Source organism: Henriciella litoralis (genome assembly GCF_002088935.1).
GTDB lineage: Bacteria > Pseudomonadota > Alphaproteobacteria > Caulobacterales > Hyphomonadaceae > Henriciella > Henriciella litoralis.
Genome location: NZ_NCSS01000006.1, coordinates 2,029,681 through 2,046,997 on the forward strand (window position 1 = coordinate 2,029,681; position 17,317 = coordinate 2,046,997).

A 17,317-nucleotide genomic window follows, 5' to 3' on the forward strand; every position below is an offset into this window, starting at 1 on the left:
ATGCGACTTCGTATTGCCGGCCTGACACTTCTCGTCCTGATGAGCGCGACCATCGCGCTTGCCTTCCTGTTTCAGCCCGACCGGCTGGAATTGTGGGAGCCGCTGGAAGGCCCGGCCCAGCCAACCGCAATGACTGAGCTGCGCATCGCAGAGGTCTCCGACTATGGCGCGGGCGACGAAAACCGGCTCGCCATTCTCATCACCAATGAAGCGTCAAACTGGCTCGGCCTTGCGCATGGGCTGAAAACAATTGGCGTGCCCTTCATCATGACGACCGATGTTGAGCGCGCGCTCAACCATGATGTCGTGCTGGCCTATCCCGTCATTTCCGGCCGGGAAGTTGACGCCGACACGCTGCGCGCGCTTGCAAGATATCCGCAAAATGGCGGCACCCTGATCGCGACGAATGTGCTCGGCGGCGGTCTTGCCCCGGTGTTTGGCTTTGAAGACGTGGTTGAATCGCGCGCCCACACCCACCTCGTCTTCGATGGCGCCTATGAAATCACAGCCGATTTCGAAGCCCTCGGGCAAAAGACGATCAAGATCGGCAGCGAGACCAAACCCGCCGCCAATCCCGGCACCAATGTCTATCTGTCGCCGCTCCAGCCTCCCGTCGCGGTCTATGAAGATGGCTCTGCCGCGATTGTCCGCCGCGACTATGCCAATGGGCACGCCTATGCCCTCGGCATCGACCTCGGTCAGCTCCTGCTCAAGGGTTACAACTTCAAGGAAGACGATATTTCCGAGGCCTATGCCAATCAGTATCAGCCAACGCTCGACACGCTGCTGAGGCTCGTCGCCGCCATCTACCGCGAAGGCGAACCGGACGCCGTGCTGCTTGGCACCGTGCCGGATGGCAAACAGCTGTCGGTGATGCTGACCCATGATATCGACTACCGCAAATCCGTCCTCAACGCCGTCAAGTACGCTGAGATGGAACAGCAGAACGGCGTCCGCGCGACCTATTTTATCCAGACAAAATACATAAATGACTTCAATGATGAGACTTTCCTGGACGAAGACGGGATAGGAGCGGTCAGACAACTTGGCGCGCTCGGCGGCGAAATCGCCAGCCACAGCGTGTCTCACTCGCTGCAGTTTAACCGCTTCGGTCTAGGCTCTGGCAAAGAGGCCCTTCCAGCCTACCGGCCCTTCGTGCGAAACGCCGAAAAGACCAGCGATGCCAGTATTCTGGGAGAGTTGCGCGTCAGCAAATACATCCTGGAATCGCTGATCGAAAAGCCGGTGACCGCCTTCCGGCCAGGCTATCTGAGGATCCCTGACCAGCTCCCCGAAGCGCTGGCCTGGTCTGGCTACAAGTACAGCTCATCGGTCACGGCGAACAAGTCTCTCACCCATTTCCCGTTCCGCCTGATGGCCGGGCGCGGCTTTGAAACCAGCACCGATATTTTCGAAATCCCGATCACCATTGAAGACGAGATGCCGCCCTTGATGGGAGAGCGTCTGGATGACGCCATCGCTATCGCAGACCGGCTCGCCGCCTATGGCGCGACAATGGTCATTCTCAGCCATCCCGACATTCTCGGCCATAAATTCGATTTCGCCGAAGGCTTCATCGCCCACGTAAAACCCTTCGCCTGGATCGGCACCGTCTCTGAGTTCGGAGACTGGTGGGCCGCCCGCGACGCCATCGGCGTTGATGTCGTGTCCTCAGACGCGGGCCACACCCTCAAGCTGTCCTGCCCCCAACCCATCATGGGCCTCACCCTCTCCGTCCCCAGCGCCTACGGCCTAACGGGCGCGATCGACGGCGGCGCCGTCCTTGATGCCAGTGAAGGCGCCTGGCTGATTGACTGCACCAGCCCGGTGATGACCGTCTCCCTCGAAGCCCGGTAAACGGCCGTCACGGCGGCGCTCAGGGTGGACGGGGACGAGGGCCTCGCAGCGATGCGCCGCCGACACCGAAACTCTCAGCTAAAGTTGAAGAGAATCGCCTATAGTTGGCTTTTCGGAAGCTGGCGGGGATTGAGTTTTATGAAAAAGAGGCGGGTATTGGCAGCATGGAATCACGCGGGAATTTTACTGCGGCGTTGGTGTTACAATGCTTAAACGCGGTTGGCGCAAAAACTTTAGATATAACTGGGTAGCTTGGGCAGCTAGCACCATCGTCATCATGCTTATAGCGGCGTCGCTCGCCTACTTACGTTACTATCAAGCCAACCATAACGCTGAGCGTTATAAGGCCGCCAACGCATATACCAATGCCACTGAATATGATTCAGAAGGACTCTGCGGGGGGCCGGACAACCTTCGGGCAATATCTTGCTTGGTTAAGCAAATACGCGACGAGCAAGAACAGCAATACGCCGCATATGATCTCAAAGCCCAGCAGGATATGGCTGAGTGGGCTTTCGGGGTACTTGCTGCAACCGTTATTAGCATATTTCTTATTGCTTTGACGCTTTACGAAACGCTCAGCGCCAGCCGGGAACTGCGCCGCCAAAATGCTTTGTCGCTAAACGCCGCGAAAGCCGAGTTCGAGCCGCATATTGCCCGGCACAATATTCGAAACTTTCGAATCGTGGAGCAGGCCGCTCGCATCCAAGACAATATCCTGATCGTGGCGCTCTTTGAGTTTGACGTGCTGAATGTCGGGAAAACTTCAGCCTATTACGTAGGGCGAAACAGCGCCGCGACTCTGTATTATCCAAGATCTGAAACCACAGAAAGGACTCATCGGTCGTGGCTTGAGGAGAAATCCACCCATAGTCGCGGGTTGATTGCCCACGAAATTCTGCCGCAGCAACACGAGACCGTACCATTCCGGTATGAGTTCAGTGTTCCTAAGGCTCAGCTCGATAAAGGTTACGGCATTGAGAAGATGAGATTCGAATTCGGAATCCGCGTAGGTTTTATTGATCGATTCACAACAGATCGACGGCTTCGAAGAGTTGTTTCGTTCGTGTTTGAGGCGCAGGGCGACAACGTCGAAATGAAGGGAAGTTTCGAGAGTGTTGGCGACGGTAGGGACGATCCAGATGCTTGGAATAAAGTGGACAGATTGATACCCCATGCCTTTTATGGGCTTGAGGTTTTGAACAAGATTCCAACCCCAAAAGAGCGGGACTAGGCCGAGGACTAACACCGTATTGCAGCTGCCCACCAGGCTCTGTAAGCGATAGTGCGCTTTCCAAGTAAGTCCGTAGTTTCAAAACACCCCTCTCCCACCAGAAGAGGGGAAAACTTGATTTCATCCCCCTCCCTACAGCCTGCATCTATGCTCGTCCGCATGCTCGACTGGAAGACGATCCTCTGGTGCCATACCCGCGTGCCGGTCTATTACTGGCCGGTGCTCTGGTATTGGCTGCGGCGCCTCGAAGACACCTACATCGCCTATGCTGAGGAAGGCCGCCGCTTCTTTCGCTGGCACCTTGAGCCGGGTGGCCGCATCTGGATCGAGTATTGCGACGAGTCTGACGCCGAGCGCGCGATGCGCGGCGCGCTCGCACCTGAATTTGACCGAGCGCCATGGGACCGGCTCGCGCCTGTAGAGACGGATGCGCCCGGCTTCATGATCATTGATGCCGCGCGGCCGGTGAGCCCTCCAGTCTGCCCGGCCCTGCCGGTCATCGGCCACCTGCCGCTTCAACCACCCTGAAGCGGGCGCCTCACCCGAATTCAGAACTGTTTGCCGCCCTCCCGATTGGAGTTTGCGGCCGCTGGTGCTGCGCCTGTCGCGAAGAGGGGTTCATGTCTGCGCTTCGCAAGGACGAGAACGAATAACACTCAAGAGCAGGGAGATTGAGATAAATTGCTGGTGTTCTGCCAGAAGCGCTCGTCCTTCGACTTCGCTCAGGATGAGCGCTTTTTTGCTGACCTGTAGGAAGGCCTCATCCTGAGCGAAGTCGAAGGGCGAGGCCGCTATCCCCAACGTCACCAATAGGCACGCCGCCCCGCGCCCGCTACGCTCCAGAAAAACAGAACAGGAGGACACGCCATGCCAGACACAGCCACGCCATTTGAAGAAATCATCTATGAGGTCGACGGTCATATCGCGACCATCACGCTGAACGCGCCGGACCGGCTGAACACGATTTCCGGGCCGATGCTGGACGCCTTGTCAGAAGCGCTTCTGAAAGCCGACAAGGACAAGAATGTGCGCTGTGTGATCCTCACCGGCGCGGGCCGGGCCTTTTGTGCGGGCCTCAACCTGCAGACCGCGACGACCGGCTCCGGCGCGGTTGAGAGCGCGCATCTGGATCTGCGCAACACCCCGCCAACCATCCTCTTCAACATGGACACGCCGACCATCTGCGCGGTCAATGGCGGCGCGGCTGGCTATGGCATGGACACAGCGCTCGGCTGCGATATCCGCATCATGTCGGACAAGGCGAAGATGGCCGCCGCCTTTACCAAGCGCGGCATCCTGCCGGAAAGCGGCGGCACATGGTTTCTCCCCCGGCTGCTTGGCTGGGAAAAGGCGTGCGAGCTGATCTTTACGGGCCGCACCCTGAAAGCAGATCAGTGCCTCGCCGAGGGCCTCTGCGTGAAAGTCGTCCCGCACGAGACGCTGATGGATGAGGCGCGCGCCCTCGCGGCAGAGATCGCCGCGAATGCGCCAATGGCCGTGCAGGCCTCCAAACGTCTGATGCGGATGGGCCTCTCAGAGCCCTTCACAGAGCATGTGCATCACGTCTTCCTGCAGCTCCTGCCCCTGATAAAATCAGACGATGCCCGCGAAGGCATGATGGCATTCCTGGAAAAGCGCGAGGCCAAGTTCACCGGCAAATAGGGACGGGGCCGATTACCAGATATCGGCCGCTTCCATCGCCAGCGACAGCGCCGCGTCATCAGCGCCAACGCGCTTCAGGAGACGCAGGACCATCACCAGCTCAATGCCAGAGAGCTCATCCGGCGCACCGGCGGTCTCGTTGAGCAGCAGGAGCAGCGCTTCACCCGTCGCGCCATTGCGCTCGGCGGCATCCATCGCAGCAAGGCGGCTAAGGGTGCCAGAGGCATCGAGCTCGGTCTCGGCAAGCGCGATGCGCGCCTCAACCGGGACCGGCACGCCAAGACCGGACCATGTCGTAAACAGACGGATCGTCTCTTCCCGCTCAGCGGTCTCGAGGCCTTCTTCCAGAAGGATTCCGGCAATGTTGCTCAAGGCGCGCGAAGTGCGGCTGCGGGCGAGAATAGTCGAATAGCCTCTCAGAAGCGTCGTCTCGAACACGGTCTCTTCTGCAGTTTCGCTCTCGATCTCTGCTTCAATCCAGTGGTTCGCGAGGCCGTCATTGCCGAGCATCAAGGCCGCCCGCGCAAAGACGAGCGCGTTGGCCGCGGTGTCCTCATTGACGGGCATGGCTTTCAGCTCCGGCTCAAACAGCCGCGCCACGAGGCGGTACTGCGCCATGTTAGATGCAGACGAGCGGAGCGCTGCGGCGAGCGCCTGGGCCTGCTCTTCCTGCAGCGAAACCTCGTCGACCGGCTCAGCGCCTTCATCCAGCAAGGCCAGGTCTTCATCGCTGAGGGATCGAAGGTCCTGCAGGCCGGTGTCGCCGCCCAGAGGAATAACTTTCGGCTCCGGCTCACGCGCCAGAACGACGAGCGCCGTTTCAACGGGCGTCGAAGGTTCAAACCCGTCCTCGGAGATCAGGATGTCATAGAGGCCGCGATACTCGCCGGAATCAAACAGGCCCGCATCAGCCGCAATCCGCGCTGCACGCAGGCGAAACGCGATCGGATAGGTCTCGTCCCGCGCGACATTGGCCGCGATATCGGGACGCGCGCCTTTCAGGCTATCATCATCCATATCGAGCGCAGCGAGATCAGAGAGCGCCACATCCAGCCCGGTCCGGAAGCGAGACTTTGGCCGCTCATCCATATCGCCGATAAGCGCGATCGCCGTCTCGACAACCCAGGGGTCTGCGCCTTCGCGCTGACCGGCAAACTCGATGGCGAGTTCGGCGGCTGCCATATTGTCATCATTGAGCGCGCAGACGGTGCGCAGCTCTGACCAGAACTTCCCATCGGCCTGCGGGTCCATCTGGGCGCACACCACATCAAGCTCACCACGCGCGAGCCGGTTGTCCGCCACGACGATATCAGGGTCGATGCCGTCTGGCAGGTCATCGACCTGACGTCCGAGCGTCGAGACCGCGCCGCGATCTCCCAACGCATAAAGCAGGCTGAGGCGTTCGGCCTGAAGCGCATCAGCGGCGTCGTCATCCGGCGCGGTCGATGGCGAGCGCAGCACAAGGCTGAGCAGATTGCGCTCGGCCTGCGTCATCGCCTCAACATCGAGCGACTGCATCAGCGACAGAAGATACGCGCTGTCGGAGGACGCCCACATACGATCAGAGAGCTTCGTCTCGCCGCGATCGAGAAGATTGGTGTTCCACGCATCGACATCGCCAAGCCCGCTGGAGCTGATCTGGGCGGTCGCGGACAGCGCCATGGCGATACCGGCCCCGGCGACCAGCAGGGACTTAAAAGACATTTTCAATCTCCACGCGCACCTCGCCATCATCCGGCCGGGCACTGTCGACTTCGGTTCCCAGCCACCAGATTGCCGCCACGACGCCCACAATCAGGACTGCGAACAAGATAAACCATTTGCGCATGAGAAGATCTCTTTCCCCGGTTTCACTTCACCGGAATCATTGCTCGTAAACTCCGAGACTGTATAGGACAGTCATAACAGACCCGAAAAGCCCATGACCGCAAAGAGCAGATACATCATAGACGCTGGCAAAATTGAGGCGGCCACATCCGGACGCACAATTGCGCTGGTTGGCCTGATGGGCGCTGGAAAGTCCACGGTCGGCCGCCGACTGGCCGATGCGCTGGGCCGGGAATTCTATGACAGCGACGGCGAGATCGAAAAAGCTGCCGGTCTGTCCATCGCAGATATTTTCACCATGCACGGCGAAGCCGAGTTCAGACGCGGCGAGCGCCGCGTGCTTGAGCGCCTGCTCGATCAGCGCCCGCACGTCCTGGCGACAGGTGGCGGGGCCTATCTCGATCCGGCGACGCGTGACCTGCTGCGCGAGAAAGCCATCACCATCTGGCTCAACGCCGATCTCGAAACGCTCTGGCGCCGTGTCTCGCGCCGCTCGCACCGACCCTTGCTCAAAACCGAAAATCCGAAGGGGGCGCTGAGCCGCCTATTGGATGAACGCACCCCCATCTATGAAAAGGCCGATCTGGTCGTCCGCAGCCAGGACGGACCGCACAAGGCAACGGTGAACGCGATCCTGCAAGCCCTCGAAGAATGGTCCGGAGGCCAGCATGTCTGATACGATGACGGCCCCTCACTCGGTACGCGTCGACCTCGGCGACCGCAGCTACGACATTCTGATCGGGGCGGGCCTGCTATCGAAGGCGGGCGACTACCTGAAACCACTCGTGCGCCAGCCCCGCGTCTTCGTGCTGACGGATGGCTCAGTTGGCGGGCTCTATGCCGGCGCACTAGAAACCAGCCTTCGCGATGCCGGGCTGACCATGCGCCTGAAAGCCGTCTCCGATGGCGAACAGTCAAAATCCTGGCAGACCCTCGGTGAGGTTCTGGACTGGCTGCTGATGGAAGGGGCCGGGCGCGACGATGTTCTGGTCGCTCTGGGCGGCGGGATTGTTGGAGACCTTACAGGCCTTGCCGCCTCGCTGATGAAGCGCGGGATGACCTTCGTTCAGATCCCGACAACGCTGCTGGCGCAGGTCGACAGCTCTGTTGGTGGCAAGACTGCTGTGAACGCGCCCCAAGGCAAGAATCTGATCGGTGCCTTCTACCAGCCAGACCTCGTTCTGGCCGATACGACCGTGCTCTCCACCCTGCCAGAGCGCGAGCGCCGCGCCGGATACGCGGAAATCGTCAAATACGCCCTGATCGATGACCCGGACTTTTTTGACTGGCTTGAAGTGAATGGCGAGCGCGTCCTTGCGCTGGAAGAAGACGCCATTGCCCACGCGGTCGCGGTATCCTGCAGCGCCAAGGCCCGCATCGTCTCTGAGGATGAGCGCGAATCCGGGGTGCGCGCGCTCCTCAATCTCGGCCATACATTCGGACATGCGTTGGAAGCGGCCAACGGGTTCAAATCCTCGCTTCTGCATGGCGAAGCTGTCGGCACGGGCATGGCGCTCGCGCTGCGCTACTCAGTCCGCAAGGGTCTGATGAACGGTCAGGACGCAGAACGCGCGTCGGCCTTGCTTGAAAAATCTGGCCTGGTCACACATTTGAACCGGCTCCCAGGGGGTCCTTATCCGGCAGATGCGCTCGCTGAAGCGATGAAGCAGGACAAGAAAGGACGCGCAGGTCGCGTCCCCCTCATTCTGGCGCGTGGGCTGGGCCGCGCCTTTATCCAGCCGGATGCGGATCTTTCCGATGTCCGGACCTTTCTTGAAGAAGAAATTCAGCAGGGCTGATCCATGATTATCGGTACATTCATTGCCATCCTGTGTTTGCTCGGGATGTCGGCGTTCTTCTCAGGCTCTGAGACGGCTCTGACGGCTGCATCGCGCACGCGGATGCACCAGCTCGAACGCGAGGGTAACAAGCGCGCTGCGGCCGTGAACACCCTGATATCGGACCGCGAAAAGCTGATCGGCGCCATCCTGCTGGGCAACAATCTGGTCAATATTCTGGCCTCGGCGCTCGCGACCACCCTCTTCGCTGCGCTGATGCCCGGCGCCGCCGGCGTTGCGGTTGCAACCGCTGTGATGACGGTTCTGGTGCTGGTCTTTGCTGAGGTTCTGCCAAAAACCTATGCCATTACCCGGGCCGATCGGATGGCCATGTCCGTCAGCAAGCCGATCTCCGTCCTGGTGAAAGCAGCCGCGTGGATCGTCCTCATCATCCAGGCCATCGTGAACGCCACGCTTCGCCTGATTGGCGCAGCCGCCCCCGATGCTGATTTTACCGCCGAAGAAGAAATTCGCGGCGCCATCGACTTCCACCATTCCGAAGGCGGCGTGGACGAGGCTGACCGTCACCGTCTGGTCGGCGCGCTCGACCTCAAGGACATGACTGTCGAAGAGGTGATGATCCACCGCAAGAACATCACCATGCTGGATTGCACCCAGCCGTCCGGCGACATCATCAAGCAAGCCCTGAACAGCCCGCACACCCGCATTCCGCTCTATAATGCTGAAGACGATGAGATTACCGGCATCCTGCACGTCAAGGATCTGCTGCGCGCCGTCGTCCAGCACAAAGGCGACATTGACGGCATCGACATGACCGAGCTGCTGCGTGAGCCGTGGTTCGTGCCGGAAACGACCCCGCTTCAGGACCAGCTCGACCTCTTTCTGAAAGAGCGCAACCACTTCGCCCTCGTTGTCGACGAGTATGGCGAGCTGCAAGGCCTTCTGACACTGGAAGACATCCTTGAAGAGATCGTTGGCGACATTCGCGATGAGCATGACGTGCCGGTTCAAGGCGTGCGCCCGCAGTCAGATGGCTCTGTTATCACCGAAGGCTGGGTGACCATTCGAGACCTCAACCGCGCGACCGGCTGGCAACTGCCCGATGAGGAAGCCGTCACAATCGCAGGCCTCGTCATTCACGAGGCTCAGACGATCCCTGAACCCGGCCAGCGCTTCTCGTTTCACGGGCACCGCTTCGACGTGATCCGCAAGACCCGCAATCAGATTACGGGCCTGCGCGTCGCCCCGATACAGGAAGAGCCAGAGGTCGAGTAGACCCCAACAAACCGCAAACGGCCCCAAGGGCGCTATTTTGCAACAGAGTTGCCCGCCTGGTCTGCCCCTTCAGACTGAAGGGGGCGCACAGGAAGACCAAGCGAGCTGCTCCCAATCCTTACTGCGCGACCCAGCCACCATCCATCTGCATCATGGCACCATTGATCTGGTCGCCGCCGGGGCTCGTCAGAAAGACAGCCATCGCGGCGACCTGCTCAACCGTCACAAATTCCTTGGTCGGCTGCGCGGCGAGGATCACATCCTTGACGACCTCATCCTCGCTCATGCCGCGCGCTTTGGCCGTGTCACCGATCTGCGCATCGACCAGCGGGGTGTGCACATAGCCCGGGCAGATCGCATTGCAGCGAACGCCATGCTGCGCGCCCTCAAGAGCAACGGTTTTCGTCATGCCCGCAATGCCATGCTTGGCCGCCACATAGGCAACCTTGTAGGGCGAGGCGACCAGCGCATGCGCACTTGCGGTGTTGATGATCCGGCCCCAGCCTTTTTCCTTCATGCCTGAAATCGCCATGCGGGTCGTGTGAAATGCAGAACTAAGGTTGAGCGCGATGATCAAATCCCATTTCGAAACGGGGAAGTCCTCGATCGGCGAAACGTGCTGAACGCCGGCATTGTTGACCAGAATATCGGCCCCGCCAAAATCGCGGGCGACATAGCCCATAAGGCCTTCAATCGCTTCAGGGTCGGTCAGATTCGCATCCGAGAAACCGATCTTGCCTTCATACTTGTCCCTGAATTCAGCCAGAAGCGCCTCGTCTTCGCCGGGCTTGACCAGCCCGTTCAAAACGACGTTTGCGCCTTCGGCGGCAAACGCTTCTGCGATCGCTTTTCCGATACCGCTGGTTGAGCCTGTGACGAGGGCGGTTTTTCCACTGTGCAGCATGTGTGATCCATTGTTCTTGAGTGAGCCTGTCGCCTTGTTTAGGACAAGGCTTCACAAGACAACAGGTCGAGGGGCAAATGGGTTCAGTGTTTCAGTCGTTTCAGGAGGGATTTCCCACCTTTCTGATGTATACAGGCACGGCAGGCCTGATGCTGATCCTGGCTGTGGTCGTCTACATTTTGCTGACGCCATGGAAGGAGCTTGCGCTCGTCAAGGGCGGCAACGGAACTGCCGGCCTCGCGCTCTCGGGCGCCATTGTCGGTCTCGCCATTCCGCTCGCGTCTTGCCTTGCTTCCAGTGTGTCGCTTCTGGATCTTGTTCTCTGGGGCGTCGTTTCGCTAATCTTGCAATTGCTGGCCTACAGGCTGACCGATCTGCTCCTCAAGGATCTGCCCGAGCGCATCAAGAATGATGAAGCCGGCGCCGCGATTGTTTTGATCGGCACCAAGCTCGCAAGCGCCATGCTACTGGCCGCCGGTCTCTGGGACCCGGTCCTGCAACGGCTTTAGGGACAGGGACACACGGATTTGCGCTGGATACCCGACTGGATCATCTATCTGCTCGCCTTGATGGCGATCGTGATTGGTGTGTTCTCCATGTCGCCAAACCAGGATGCGCCGCCAGCAACACCCGATTCCGTTGTCCGTGAAGGCGCATCCCTTCCGCCCCCGACGGCCTTTGACGAAACGGTGCTGGTGCGGGTCGACACCCCCAAGGATGGGATCGGGACAGCGTTCTCGATCAATAATGAAGGCTACTGGCTGACCGCCCGCCATGTCGTCGATGGCTGCGCCGAAATATATTTGCTCGTTGCGCCAAATCGCTATCTCCCGGTCGAGAGCGTCACAATCAACGAGTCCAATGATCTTGCCCTCTTGCGCGCCGGCCCCACCAACGCCCCGGTCGCGCTCGACACCTCCAGCGATCTTCGTGTGGGCAGCTATGGCTACCATGTCGGTTATCCGCAGGGGCGTCCTGGCGAGGCGATCAGCCGTCTCATTTCCCGCTCTCGTCTTGTGTCCAGCGGACGCCGCGTCGGGGAAGAACCGGTTCTGGCCTGGGCCGAAACCGGCCGGACAAAAGACCTGGAAGGCACGCTTGGCGGTCTCAGCGGCGGGCCTGTCTATGATTCCGATGGGCGCGTGCGCGGCGTGATCGTCGCCGAGAGCCCGCGCCGTGGCCGTATCTACAGCGCCTCTCCCGAAGCGATTGCAGACTTTCTTGCCGAGGAAAGCATCGTCCCGATTGGCGAGCGCCCAGTGCCGTTTTCCCCTGACTCCTATGGCGGATCAGCTGATCGTGCCCGAAGCAATCTGCAGGTGGTCAAGGTCGCCTGCCGGGTCGACGAAGAGGAATAGCCATGTTTGCAGACCGGCTGATCGCGGCAACAGACATTTTTGGACCGCTCTGCGTGGGGATTGACCCGCATGCCGGGCGTATCCCGGCGATCTTCGGCGGCGACACGCCCGAAGGTGTCGAGAAGTGGGGCCTCGCCCTTGTTGAGGCGCTCGCAGGACAGGTTGGGGTCATCAAACCGCAAGTCGCCTTTTTCGAACGCCATGGCTGGCAAGGCATGCGCGCGCTTCACAATGTAGCGGCGGCGGCCCGCGAGGCCGGCCTCCTCATCCTGATGGACGCCAAGCGCGGCGATATCGGCTCAACCGCACAAGGTTATGCCGAGGCCTGGCTTGGCGAGAGCGCCCCGTTCGCTGCGGATGCCCTCACCGTAAACCCCTATATGGGCGTGGATACGCTGGAGCCGCATGTGCGCCTTGCCGAGCAAAACGGGAAAGGCGTGATTGTGCTGGCCCGTACCTCCAATCCCGGATCAGCCGACTTTCAGGCACGCTCTCTTGAAGGTGCCCCGCTCTATGAACGTGTCGTAGAAGCGCTCGCGCCGATGATCGAAAGGCTAAAAGGCGCGTGCGGCTTTTCAGGCCTGATGCTGGTCGCAGGTGCCACCGGGCCGGAGGAAGCCCGCCGCCTTCGCACGCTGGCCCCCGATTCCCTGTTTCTTGTGCCCGGCTATGGCGCGCAGGGGGCAGGCGCTGAAGAGGCCGTTGCCGGGTTCGCCCGCAAGGACAATTGCCTCACAGGCGGGGTCGTCAGCGCGTCACGGTCTGTGATCTTCCCGGAAGGGTCTGGCGACGCAGAAACCGTTGATGCCTGGCAGCAAATAATTGTTCGCGCGGTCAAGCTGGCGCGCGAAGACCTCATTTCCGCGACCGGCTGCACTCACAAACTCCGGGTAACGTAGCGTCTGCCTCGACATCAGATTTAAACCGCGTAGCATATCTTTGTTCAGGTCTGACGAGAGCGGACCGAGCAAGGGAGGATACCGGGAGTGATCATGAAACCAACGCGACTATTACTGTCTGCGGCCCTGTCAGCGTTTGTGCTGGCAGCCTGCGGCAACAACTCAAGCGAGCCGGCAGAACCTGCTGCGCCGCCGCCTGAAACCAACGAAACTGATGACAATGTCGGCGCCGCCGCCGTGACCGAGGAGCGCCTGCTGAACGCGGCGTCCACGCCAGAGGACTGGCTGACCTATAATGGCGGATATGAAGAGCAGCGCCATTCCGGACTGACGCAGATCACGCCGGAAAACGTGTCGGATCTCGCGCCAGCCTGGACGTATGACCTGAAAACCGGGCGCGGCATCGAATCGACGCCTATCGTTGTGGACGGCGTCATGTATGTCACCTCCACCTGGTCTATTGTCTACGCGCTCGACCCGGTCACCGGCGAAGAGCTCTGGGTCCATGATCCTGAGGTCGACAAGGCCGTTGGCGTCAAAGCCTGCTGTGATGTCGTGAACCGCGGTGTTGCCGCCTATGACGGCAAGATTTTTGTCGGCGTCATCGATGGGCGGCTACAGGCCCTCGACGCCAAGACCGGCGATCTGATCTGGGAAAAAGTCACCGTCGATCAGTCGAAGCCCTACACGATTACGGGCGCCCCTCGCATCGCCAAAGGCAATGTCCTGATCGGCAATGGCGGCGCTGAACTTGGCGTGCGCGGATACCTGTCGGCCTATGACGCCGACACAGGCGATCTCAGCTGGCGCTTCTACACCGTCCCCAATCCGAACAAGGAACCGGACAACGCTGCCTCTGACCGTATCTTCGAAGAACTTGCGAACGACACCTGGGGCGATACTGGCGCATGGGTCAGCGATGGCGGCGGCGGCACGGTCTGGGATGCGATCGTCTATGACGAACCGAACAACCAGATCATCTTCGGCGTCGGCAATGGCTCGCCCTGGAATGCGGATATTCGCGACCCTGAGGGCGACGGAGACAATCTGTTTGTCTCATCAATGGTCGCCGTAGACGCTGATACGGGCGACTATAAGTGGCATTTCCAGACAACGCCGCGCGATAACTGGGACTACACCGCAACTCAGCACATCATTCTGGCAGAGCTCCCGCTCGGCGAAAATGGCGAAACCCGCCGGGTTGCCATGCAGGCGCCAAAGAACGGCTTCTTCTACGTCGTCGATGCCGCAACGGGCGAGTTCATTTCAGGCGAGGCCTTCTCCAATATTAACTGGGCCGAAGGCCTCGACGAGACGGGGCGGCCGATTGAGAACCCTGAATCGCGCAACAATGACCCGGCCACTTATGCCGGCTTTGTTCAGGCACCGGCCCCCTACGGCGCGCACAACTGGCATCCGATGGCGATGAACCCGGATCTGGGACTGGTCTATATCCCCGTCCAGGAACTGAGCCAGGCTTACATCACCGATGCGCGCTTCAAATCGAAGCCAGCCAAGTGGAATACCGGCATGGATTTCTCCGCCGGCATGCCGCTTCGCTATCCGGAAGGTACCGTGCAGTCTCTACGGGCCGCGACCCGCGGCGCACTTGTCGCCTGGGACCCGACAACCCAGTCTGCAAAATGGAAAGTTGACCATCCAGCCGCCTGGAATGGCGGCATCCTGTCGACGGCGTCCGGCCTCGTCTTCCAGGGGCGTCTCGATGGGACATTCGTCGCCTATGACGCCGCAACCGGCGAGCAGCTCTGGAGCGACCAGCTCAATTCCGGCGCTCTTTCGGGGCCTGGCACCTATGAGATCGATGGCGAGCAATACGTCACGATCACAACGGGCTGGGGGCATGCTTTCGGTCTGGCAGCCGGCTTCCTCTTCAAGGACGCCGTCCCACCTGCCGTCGGCAAGGTCATTACGTTCAAACTGGGCGGAGAAGGCGAAATTCCACCGCTCGACACCTCTCTCCTCGTCAAGCCGACGCCGAAGGCAGACCCTTTTGGCGATGAAGACATGCTTCAGGCCGGCCTCATCCATTACTCACGTAACTGCTCGGTCTGCCACGGCATGCTGGGCATCAGTTCAGGCGTCCTGCCAGACCTTCGCTGGTCTTCCTATTCCGACAGCGAATCCGCCTGGAAGGGTGTCGTAATTGACGGCAACCTTGCTGAAAACGGCATGGTCTCCTTCGCTGACGTTCTGACACCTGAAGATGTCGAAGCGGTCCGCGCTTATGTCGTGACGCAGGCTCATATGAACGAGGACACCTCAACGGCGCCCGACGCCGGGACGGCTGACCCGGAAGTCGAGGACAACAAGACCGAGTCCAGCGTGGCACCCGAAACCGAGACAGATACAGGCGATAGCAACGAGTAAGCTTTCATCGCTTCAATTTCCGCTAAAGCGGTTCTACACTCCCCGGCAGAGCCATCTGCCGGGGAGTTTTCATTGCATATCCTGCTTGCCCTGATGGGAATCGCGACCTTCATCGCGGTCTGGTACTGGCGTCTGAAGATGTTGTCCGGTGCCGCCCGCCATGGGCTCGACGCAGCCAAAGGCGCGGCAAACCTGCCCCGAAAGCTCTCCTTCCAGCACAAGGCGCGCAAGGGCGGCCTGTCTGTCGTCTCAGACCCGCGCGAGGCGGCGACCGTCATGATGCTTGAGATTGCCCGCGCGCGCGGCGCCGTAACCGCCGCGCAGGAAAACGCGATCATCCAGGAAATTCGGTCCCATTTCGGGTTTGATGAGGCCGCCGCCACAGAACTGATCGCGCAAGCCGGGTGGCTCAGCCGGCAAGCCCCTGCCCCGCATGCCGTCATGGCCCGCATGAGCGACGTCGTCCTCAACACCCCCGACATGACCATGAAGGATTTCGACGATCTTGCCAGCATGCTTGAGAATGTCGCCGTGGCCGATGGCAATGTCTCAACGATTGAGCGGGACCTGATCCAGGTCTGGCGCCGCAAGTCGCGACTGAACTGAATTGCTTGGCAGCGGCTTACCTCCCGCAGTACAAGTCTTCGCATGAGCGATGCATTCGAAAAACGGGTCCGTAAAGACAATTGGAGCAACTTCTCCATCCTGCGCCACCGCGCGTTTGACGGCGTGCTTGTCACCTCCAAGAATTCCGGCACCCACTGGGTGAAGTACATGTTCGCCGTTGCGCTCGCGGACACGTTTGATGTCGAACGCCCGAAATATTTCTCCGAGGAGGCTGTGCGCCCCTATATCGGCTGGCCGAAGGACAAGCCGACATTTAAAGAGCTGCCGCGCCTCGCCTTCAGCCACACCATCCCGCACCGGCTGGCCGACTGGAGCTGGGCACGCGGGCTCGCCGGCCTGCCACCTTATGTCCTCTTCGTGCGCCACCCGATGAGCATCCTCGCCAGCCACCATGCCAAATGGAATCATGAGCTGAATGTCGACTGGCTGGACTATCTGCGCGGCGACCCGACCGGCTCTGTCTATCGCTGCGATCTCTACTGGCTCGCCCGTTTCTGGAATCGCTGGGGCGACGTGATGGAGGATGCGGGCGACCGGATCTACCGCGTCCATTATGAAGACACTCGCGCCAATCCGCGCGCTATTCTCGGTGGCATGGCGGCGCACTGGAAGATCGCGCTGACCCCGAAAGCCATCGACGCCGCCTTAAAGGCCGGCACCAAAGAGGCGATGGCCAAAAAGGTCGACCCGACCGCCGAAGCCAATGTGCTCCAGTTCCGCAAGACACCGCTAGAGGAACAGTTCTCAGGCGAAGCGCTGGAGATTTACCGCCAGCGTATCGGCGAGCTCTTCCGCCACGATCTTGGCTATGACCTCATGAATTTCCCGAAGGGATAAAGCCTGAGCTTCGGCCATCCGAGCCATACTTGATCCACCAGGGCTCTTCTGCCGACTCCGCGGCGAGCGTCACCATGAGTGGATGCGACATGACGGCAGACATATAGGCCTGCGCGATCTCGGACCTCGGAAGATCATAGGTCACAAAACGCGTAACGACAGGCGCATAAACGGCGTCGGCGGCTGACCATTCGCCGAACAGAAAATCGCCGCCCGCTCCAAATTCCTTACGTGTCTCGGTCCAGATCGCATCGACGCGGGCAATATCAGCGGCGAGCTTCTCAGTCATATCAGGCCGGTCATGGCGTGCACGGATATCCATCGGGCAGGCAGACCGCAGCGCCGGAAAACCCGAATGCATCTCAGCCGAGATGGCCCGTGCTCGGGCCCGCGCCTTTTGATCCTTCGGCCAGACGCCCGCATGGCGCTCGGCAAGCCATTCGATAATCGCCAATGAGTCCCAGACCGTCTCATCATCCCAGATCAGCAGCGGCACTTTCCGGGTCGGACTGATCTCGGCAAGGCGCGTCGTTGTGTCGGGAAAATCGAGCGGGACAATCTCTTCTTCCACCTCAAGCCCCAGATGCCGAACCATCAGCAGGGCCCGGATCGACCAGCTTGAATAGTTCAGATTACCGCTCACGAACTTT

Annotated in this window: 17 protein-coding genes; 13 read left to right on the forward strand and 4 right to left on the reverse strand. The window is 60.3% G+C overall.

Annotation, left to right across the window (positions count from 1 at the left end):
- The 4 genes from B8783_RS13405 (at nt 1) to B8783_RS13425 (ending at nt 4,753) form a co-directional block, all read left to right on the forward strand.
- Nucleotides 1-1,857: a polysaccharide deacetylase family protein gene (locus tag B8783_RS13405; protein WP_084420605.1), complete on the forward strand. Its 1,857-nt coding sequence runs from the start codon at nt 1-3 to the stop codon at nt 1,855-1,857.
- Nucleotides 1,858-2,062: 205 nt separating this feature from the next.
- A complete protein-coding gene (locus B8783_RS13410) occupies nt 2,063-3,091 on the forward strand; it encodes a hypothetical protein (RefSeq protein ID WP_084420606.1) in 1,029 nt (342 codons plus the stop codon).
- Between the two features lie 114 nt (nt 3,092-3,205).
- Nucleotides 3,206-3,619 carry a hypothetical protein gene (locus B8783_RS13415; RefSeq protein ID WP_139792369.1) on the forward strand — a complete coding sequence of 138 codons (414 nt, stop codon included), beginning with the start codon at nt 3,206-3,208 and terminating at the stop codon, nt 3,617-3,619.
- A 339-nt stretch (nt 3,620-3,958) separates the two neighbouring features.
- Nucleotides 3,959-4,753, forward strand: coding sequence for an enoyl-CoA hydratase/isomerase family protein (locus tag B8783_RS13425; protein WP_084420609.1), 795 nt, complete (start codon nt 3,959-3,961; stop codon nt 4,751-4,753).
- A 12-nt stretch (nt 4,754-4,765) separates the two neighbouring features.
- Here the strand turns inward: B8783_RS13425 and B8783_RS13430 are convergent, their stop codons facing one another.
- Together B8783_RS13430 and B8783_RS18745 are read right to left on the reverse strand one after the other, a co-directional pair.
- The gene (locus B8783_RS13430) at nt 4,766-6,457 is read right to left on the reverse strand and encodes a hypothetical protein (RefSeq protein WP_084420610.1); all 1,692 of its coding nucleotides are present in this window, start codon (nt 6,455-6,457) and stop codon (nt 4,766-4,768) included.
- Complete coding sequence (locus B8783_RS18745; protein ID WP_267889666.1) at nt 6,447-6,581, reverse strand: hypothetical protein; 135 nt, start codon at nt 6,579-6,581, stop codon at nt 6,447-6,449. The genes B8783_RS13430 and B8783_RS18745 overlap by 11 nt, the downstream gene beginning before the upstream one ends.
- 93 nt (nt 6,582-6,674) lie before the next feature.
- On the opposite strand from B8783_RS18745, the gene B8783_RS13435 reads away from it, so the two are divergent.
- Genes B8783_RS13435 through B8783_RS13445 form a run of 3 tightly spaced genes read left to right on the forward strand, consistent with a single transcriptional unit; the run spans nt 6,675 to nt 9,654 of the window.
- Nucleotides 6,675-7,256: a shikimate kinase gene (locus B8783_RS13435; RefSeq protein ID WP_084420611.1), complete on the forward strand. Its 582-nt coding sequence runs from the start codon at nt 6,675-6,677 to the stop codon at nt 7,254-7,256.
- Nucleotides 7,249-8,379, forward strand: a complete 1,131-nt coding sequence (aroB, locus tag B8783_RS13440) for a 3-dehydroquinate synthase (protein ID WP_084420612.1) — start codon at nt 7,249-7,251, stop codon at nt 8,377-8,379. The genes B8783_RS13435 and aroB overlap by 8 nt, the downstream gene beginning before the upstream one ends.
- A 3-nt stretch (nt 8,380-8,382) precedes the next feature.
- Complete coding sequence (locus B8783_RS13445; RefSeq protein WP_084420613.1) at nt 8,383-9,654, forward strand: HlyC/CorC family transporter; 1,272 nt, start codon at nt 8,383-8,385, stop codon at nt 9,652-9,654.
- A gap of 118 nt (nt 9,655-9,772) precedes the next feature.
- On the opposite strand, the gene B8783_RS13450 is transcribed toward B8783_RS13445, so the two are convergent.
- Nucleotides 9,773-10,558 carry a 3-hydroxybutyrate dehydrogenase gene (locus B8783_RS13450; RefSeq protein ID WP_084420614.1) on the reverse strand — a complete coding sequence of 262 codons (786 nt, stop codon included), beginning with the start codon at nt 10,556-10,558 and terminating at the stop codon, nt 9,773-9,775.
- 77 nt (nt 10,559-10,635) lie between these two features.
- Here B8783_RS13450 and B8783_RS13455 point away from each other — a divergent pair, with 77 nt between their 5' ends.
- The 6 genes from B8783_RS13455 to B8783_RS13480 all read left to right on the forward strand — a co-directional run bounded on the left by B8783_RS13455 (nt 10,636) and on the right by B8783_RS13480 (nt 16,667).
- On the forward strand, nt 10,636-11,067 hold the full coding sequence (locus tag B8783_RS13455) for a DUF350 domain-containing protein (RefSeq protein WP_084420615.1): 432 nt from the start codon (nt 10,636-10,638) through the stop codon (nt 11,065-11,067).
- 18 nt (nt 11,068-11,085) lie between these two features.
- Nucleotides 11,086-11,916, forward strand: a complete 831-nt coding sequence (locus B8783_RS13460; protein WP_084420616.1) for a S1 family peptidase — start codon at nt 11,086-11,088, stop codon at nt 11,914-11,916.
- Nucleotides 11,917-11,918: 2 nt separating this feature from the next.
- On the forward strand, nt 11,919-12,815 hold the full coding sequence (pyrF, locus tag B8783_RS13465; protein ID WP_084420617.1) for an orotidine-5'-phosphate decarboxylase: 897 nt from the start codon (nt 11,919-11,921) through the stop codon (nt 12,813-12,815).
- 93 nt (nt 12,816-12,908) lie between these two features.
- A complete protein-coding gene (locus B8783_RS13470; protein WP_084420618.1) occupies nt 12,909-15,203 on the forward strand; it encodes a PQQ-dependent dehydrogenase, methanol/ethanol family in 2,295 nt (764 codons plus the stop codon).
- A 72-nt stretch (nt 15,204-15,275) separates the two neighbouring features.
- Nucleotides 15,276-15,809, forward strand: a complete 534-nt coding sequence (locus B8783_RS13475; RefSeq protein WP_084420619.1) for a TerB family tellurite resistance protein — start codon at nt 15,276-15,278, stop codon at nt 15,807-15,809.
- A gap of 42 nt (nt 15,810-15,851) precedes the next feature.
- Complete coding sequence (locus tag B8783_RS13480) at nt 15,852-16,667, forward strand: sulfotransferase family protein (protein WP_084420620.1); 816 nt, start codon at nt 15,852-15,854, stop codon at nt 16,665-16,667.
- Here B8783_RS13480 and B8783_RS13485 read toward each other — a convergent pair.
- Nucleotides 16,645-17,310, reverse strand: coding sequence for a glutathione S-transferase family protein (locus B8783_RS13485; protein WP_233355794.1), 666 nt, complete (start codon nt 17,308-17,310; stop codon nt 16,645-16,647). The genes B8783_RS13480 and B8783_RS13485 overlap by 23 nt on opposite strands.
- Nucleotides 17,311-17,317 lie beyond the last annotated feature (7 nt).

What these genes read in the sequence shown, in the direction of transcription:
- B8783_RS13405 (WP_084420605.1), top strand. Translation starts at nt 1, where the DNA reads ATGCGACTTCGTATTGCCGGCCTGACACTTCTCGTCCTGATGAGCGCG.
- B8783_RS13410 (WP_084420606.1), top strand. Translation starts at nt 2,063, where the DNA reads ATGCTTAAACGCGGTTGGCGCAAAAACTTTAGATATAACTGGGTAGCT.
- B8783_RS13425 (WP_084420609.1), top strand. Translation starts at nt 3,959, where the DNA reads ATGCCAGACACAGCCACGCCATTTGAAGAAATCATCTATGAGGTCGAC.
- B8783_RS13430 (WP_084420610.1), bottom strand. Translation starts at nt 6,457, where the DNA reads ATGTCTTTTAAGTCCCTGCTGGTCGCCGGGGCCGGTATCGCCATGGCG.
- B8783_RS18745 (WP_267889666.1), bottom strand. Translation starts at nt 6,581, where the DNA reads ATGCGCAAATGGTTTATCTTGTTCGCAGTCCTGATTGTGGGCGTCGTG.
- B8783_RS13435 (WP_084420611.1), top strand. Translation starts at nt 6,675, where the DNA reads ATGACCGCAAAGAGCAGATACATCATAGACGCTGGCAAAATTGAGGCG.
- aroB (WP_084420612.1), top strand. Translation starts at nt 7,249, where the DNA reads ATGTCTGATACGATGACGGCCCCTCACTCGGTACGCGTCGACCTCGGC.
- B8783_RS13445 (WP_084420613.1), top strand. Translation starts at nt 8,383, where the DNA reads ATGATTATCGGTACATTCATTGCCATCCTGTGTTTGCTCGGGATGTCG.
- B8783_RS13450 (WP_084420614.1), bottom strand. Translation starts at nt 10,558, where the DNA reads ATGCTGCACAGTGGAAAAACCGCCCTCGTCACAGGCTCAACCAGCGGT.
- B8783_RS13455 (WP_084420615.1), top strand. Translation starts at nt 10,636, where the DNA reads ATGGGTTCAGTGTTTCAGTCGTTTCAGGAGGGATTTCCCACCTTTCTG.
- pyrF (WP_084420617.1), top strand. Translation starts at nt 11,919, where the DNA reads ATGTTTGCAGACCGGCTGATCGCGGCAACAGACATTTTTGGACCGCTC.
- B8783_RS13470 (WP_084420618.1), top strand. Translation starts at nt 12,909, where the DNA reads ATGAAACCAACGCGACTATTACTGTCTGCGGCCCTGTCAGCGTTTGTG.
- B8783_RS13480 (WP_084420620.1), top strand. Translation starts at nt 15,852, where the DNA reads ATGAGCGATGCATTCGAAAAACGGGTCCGTAAAGACAATTGGAGCAAC.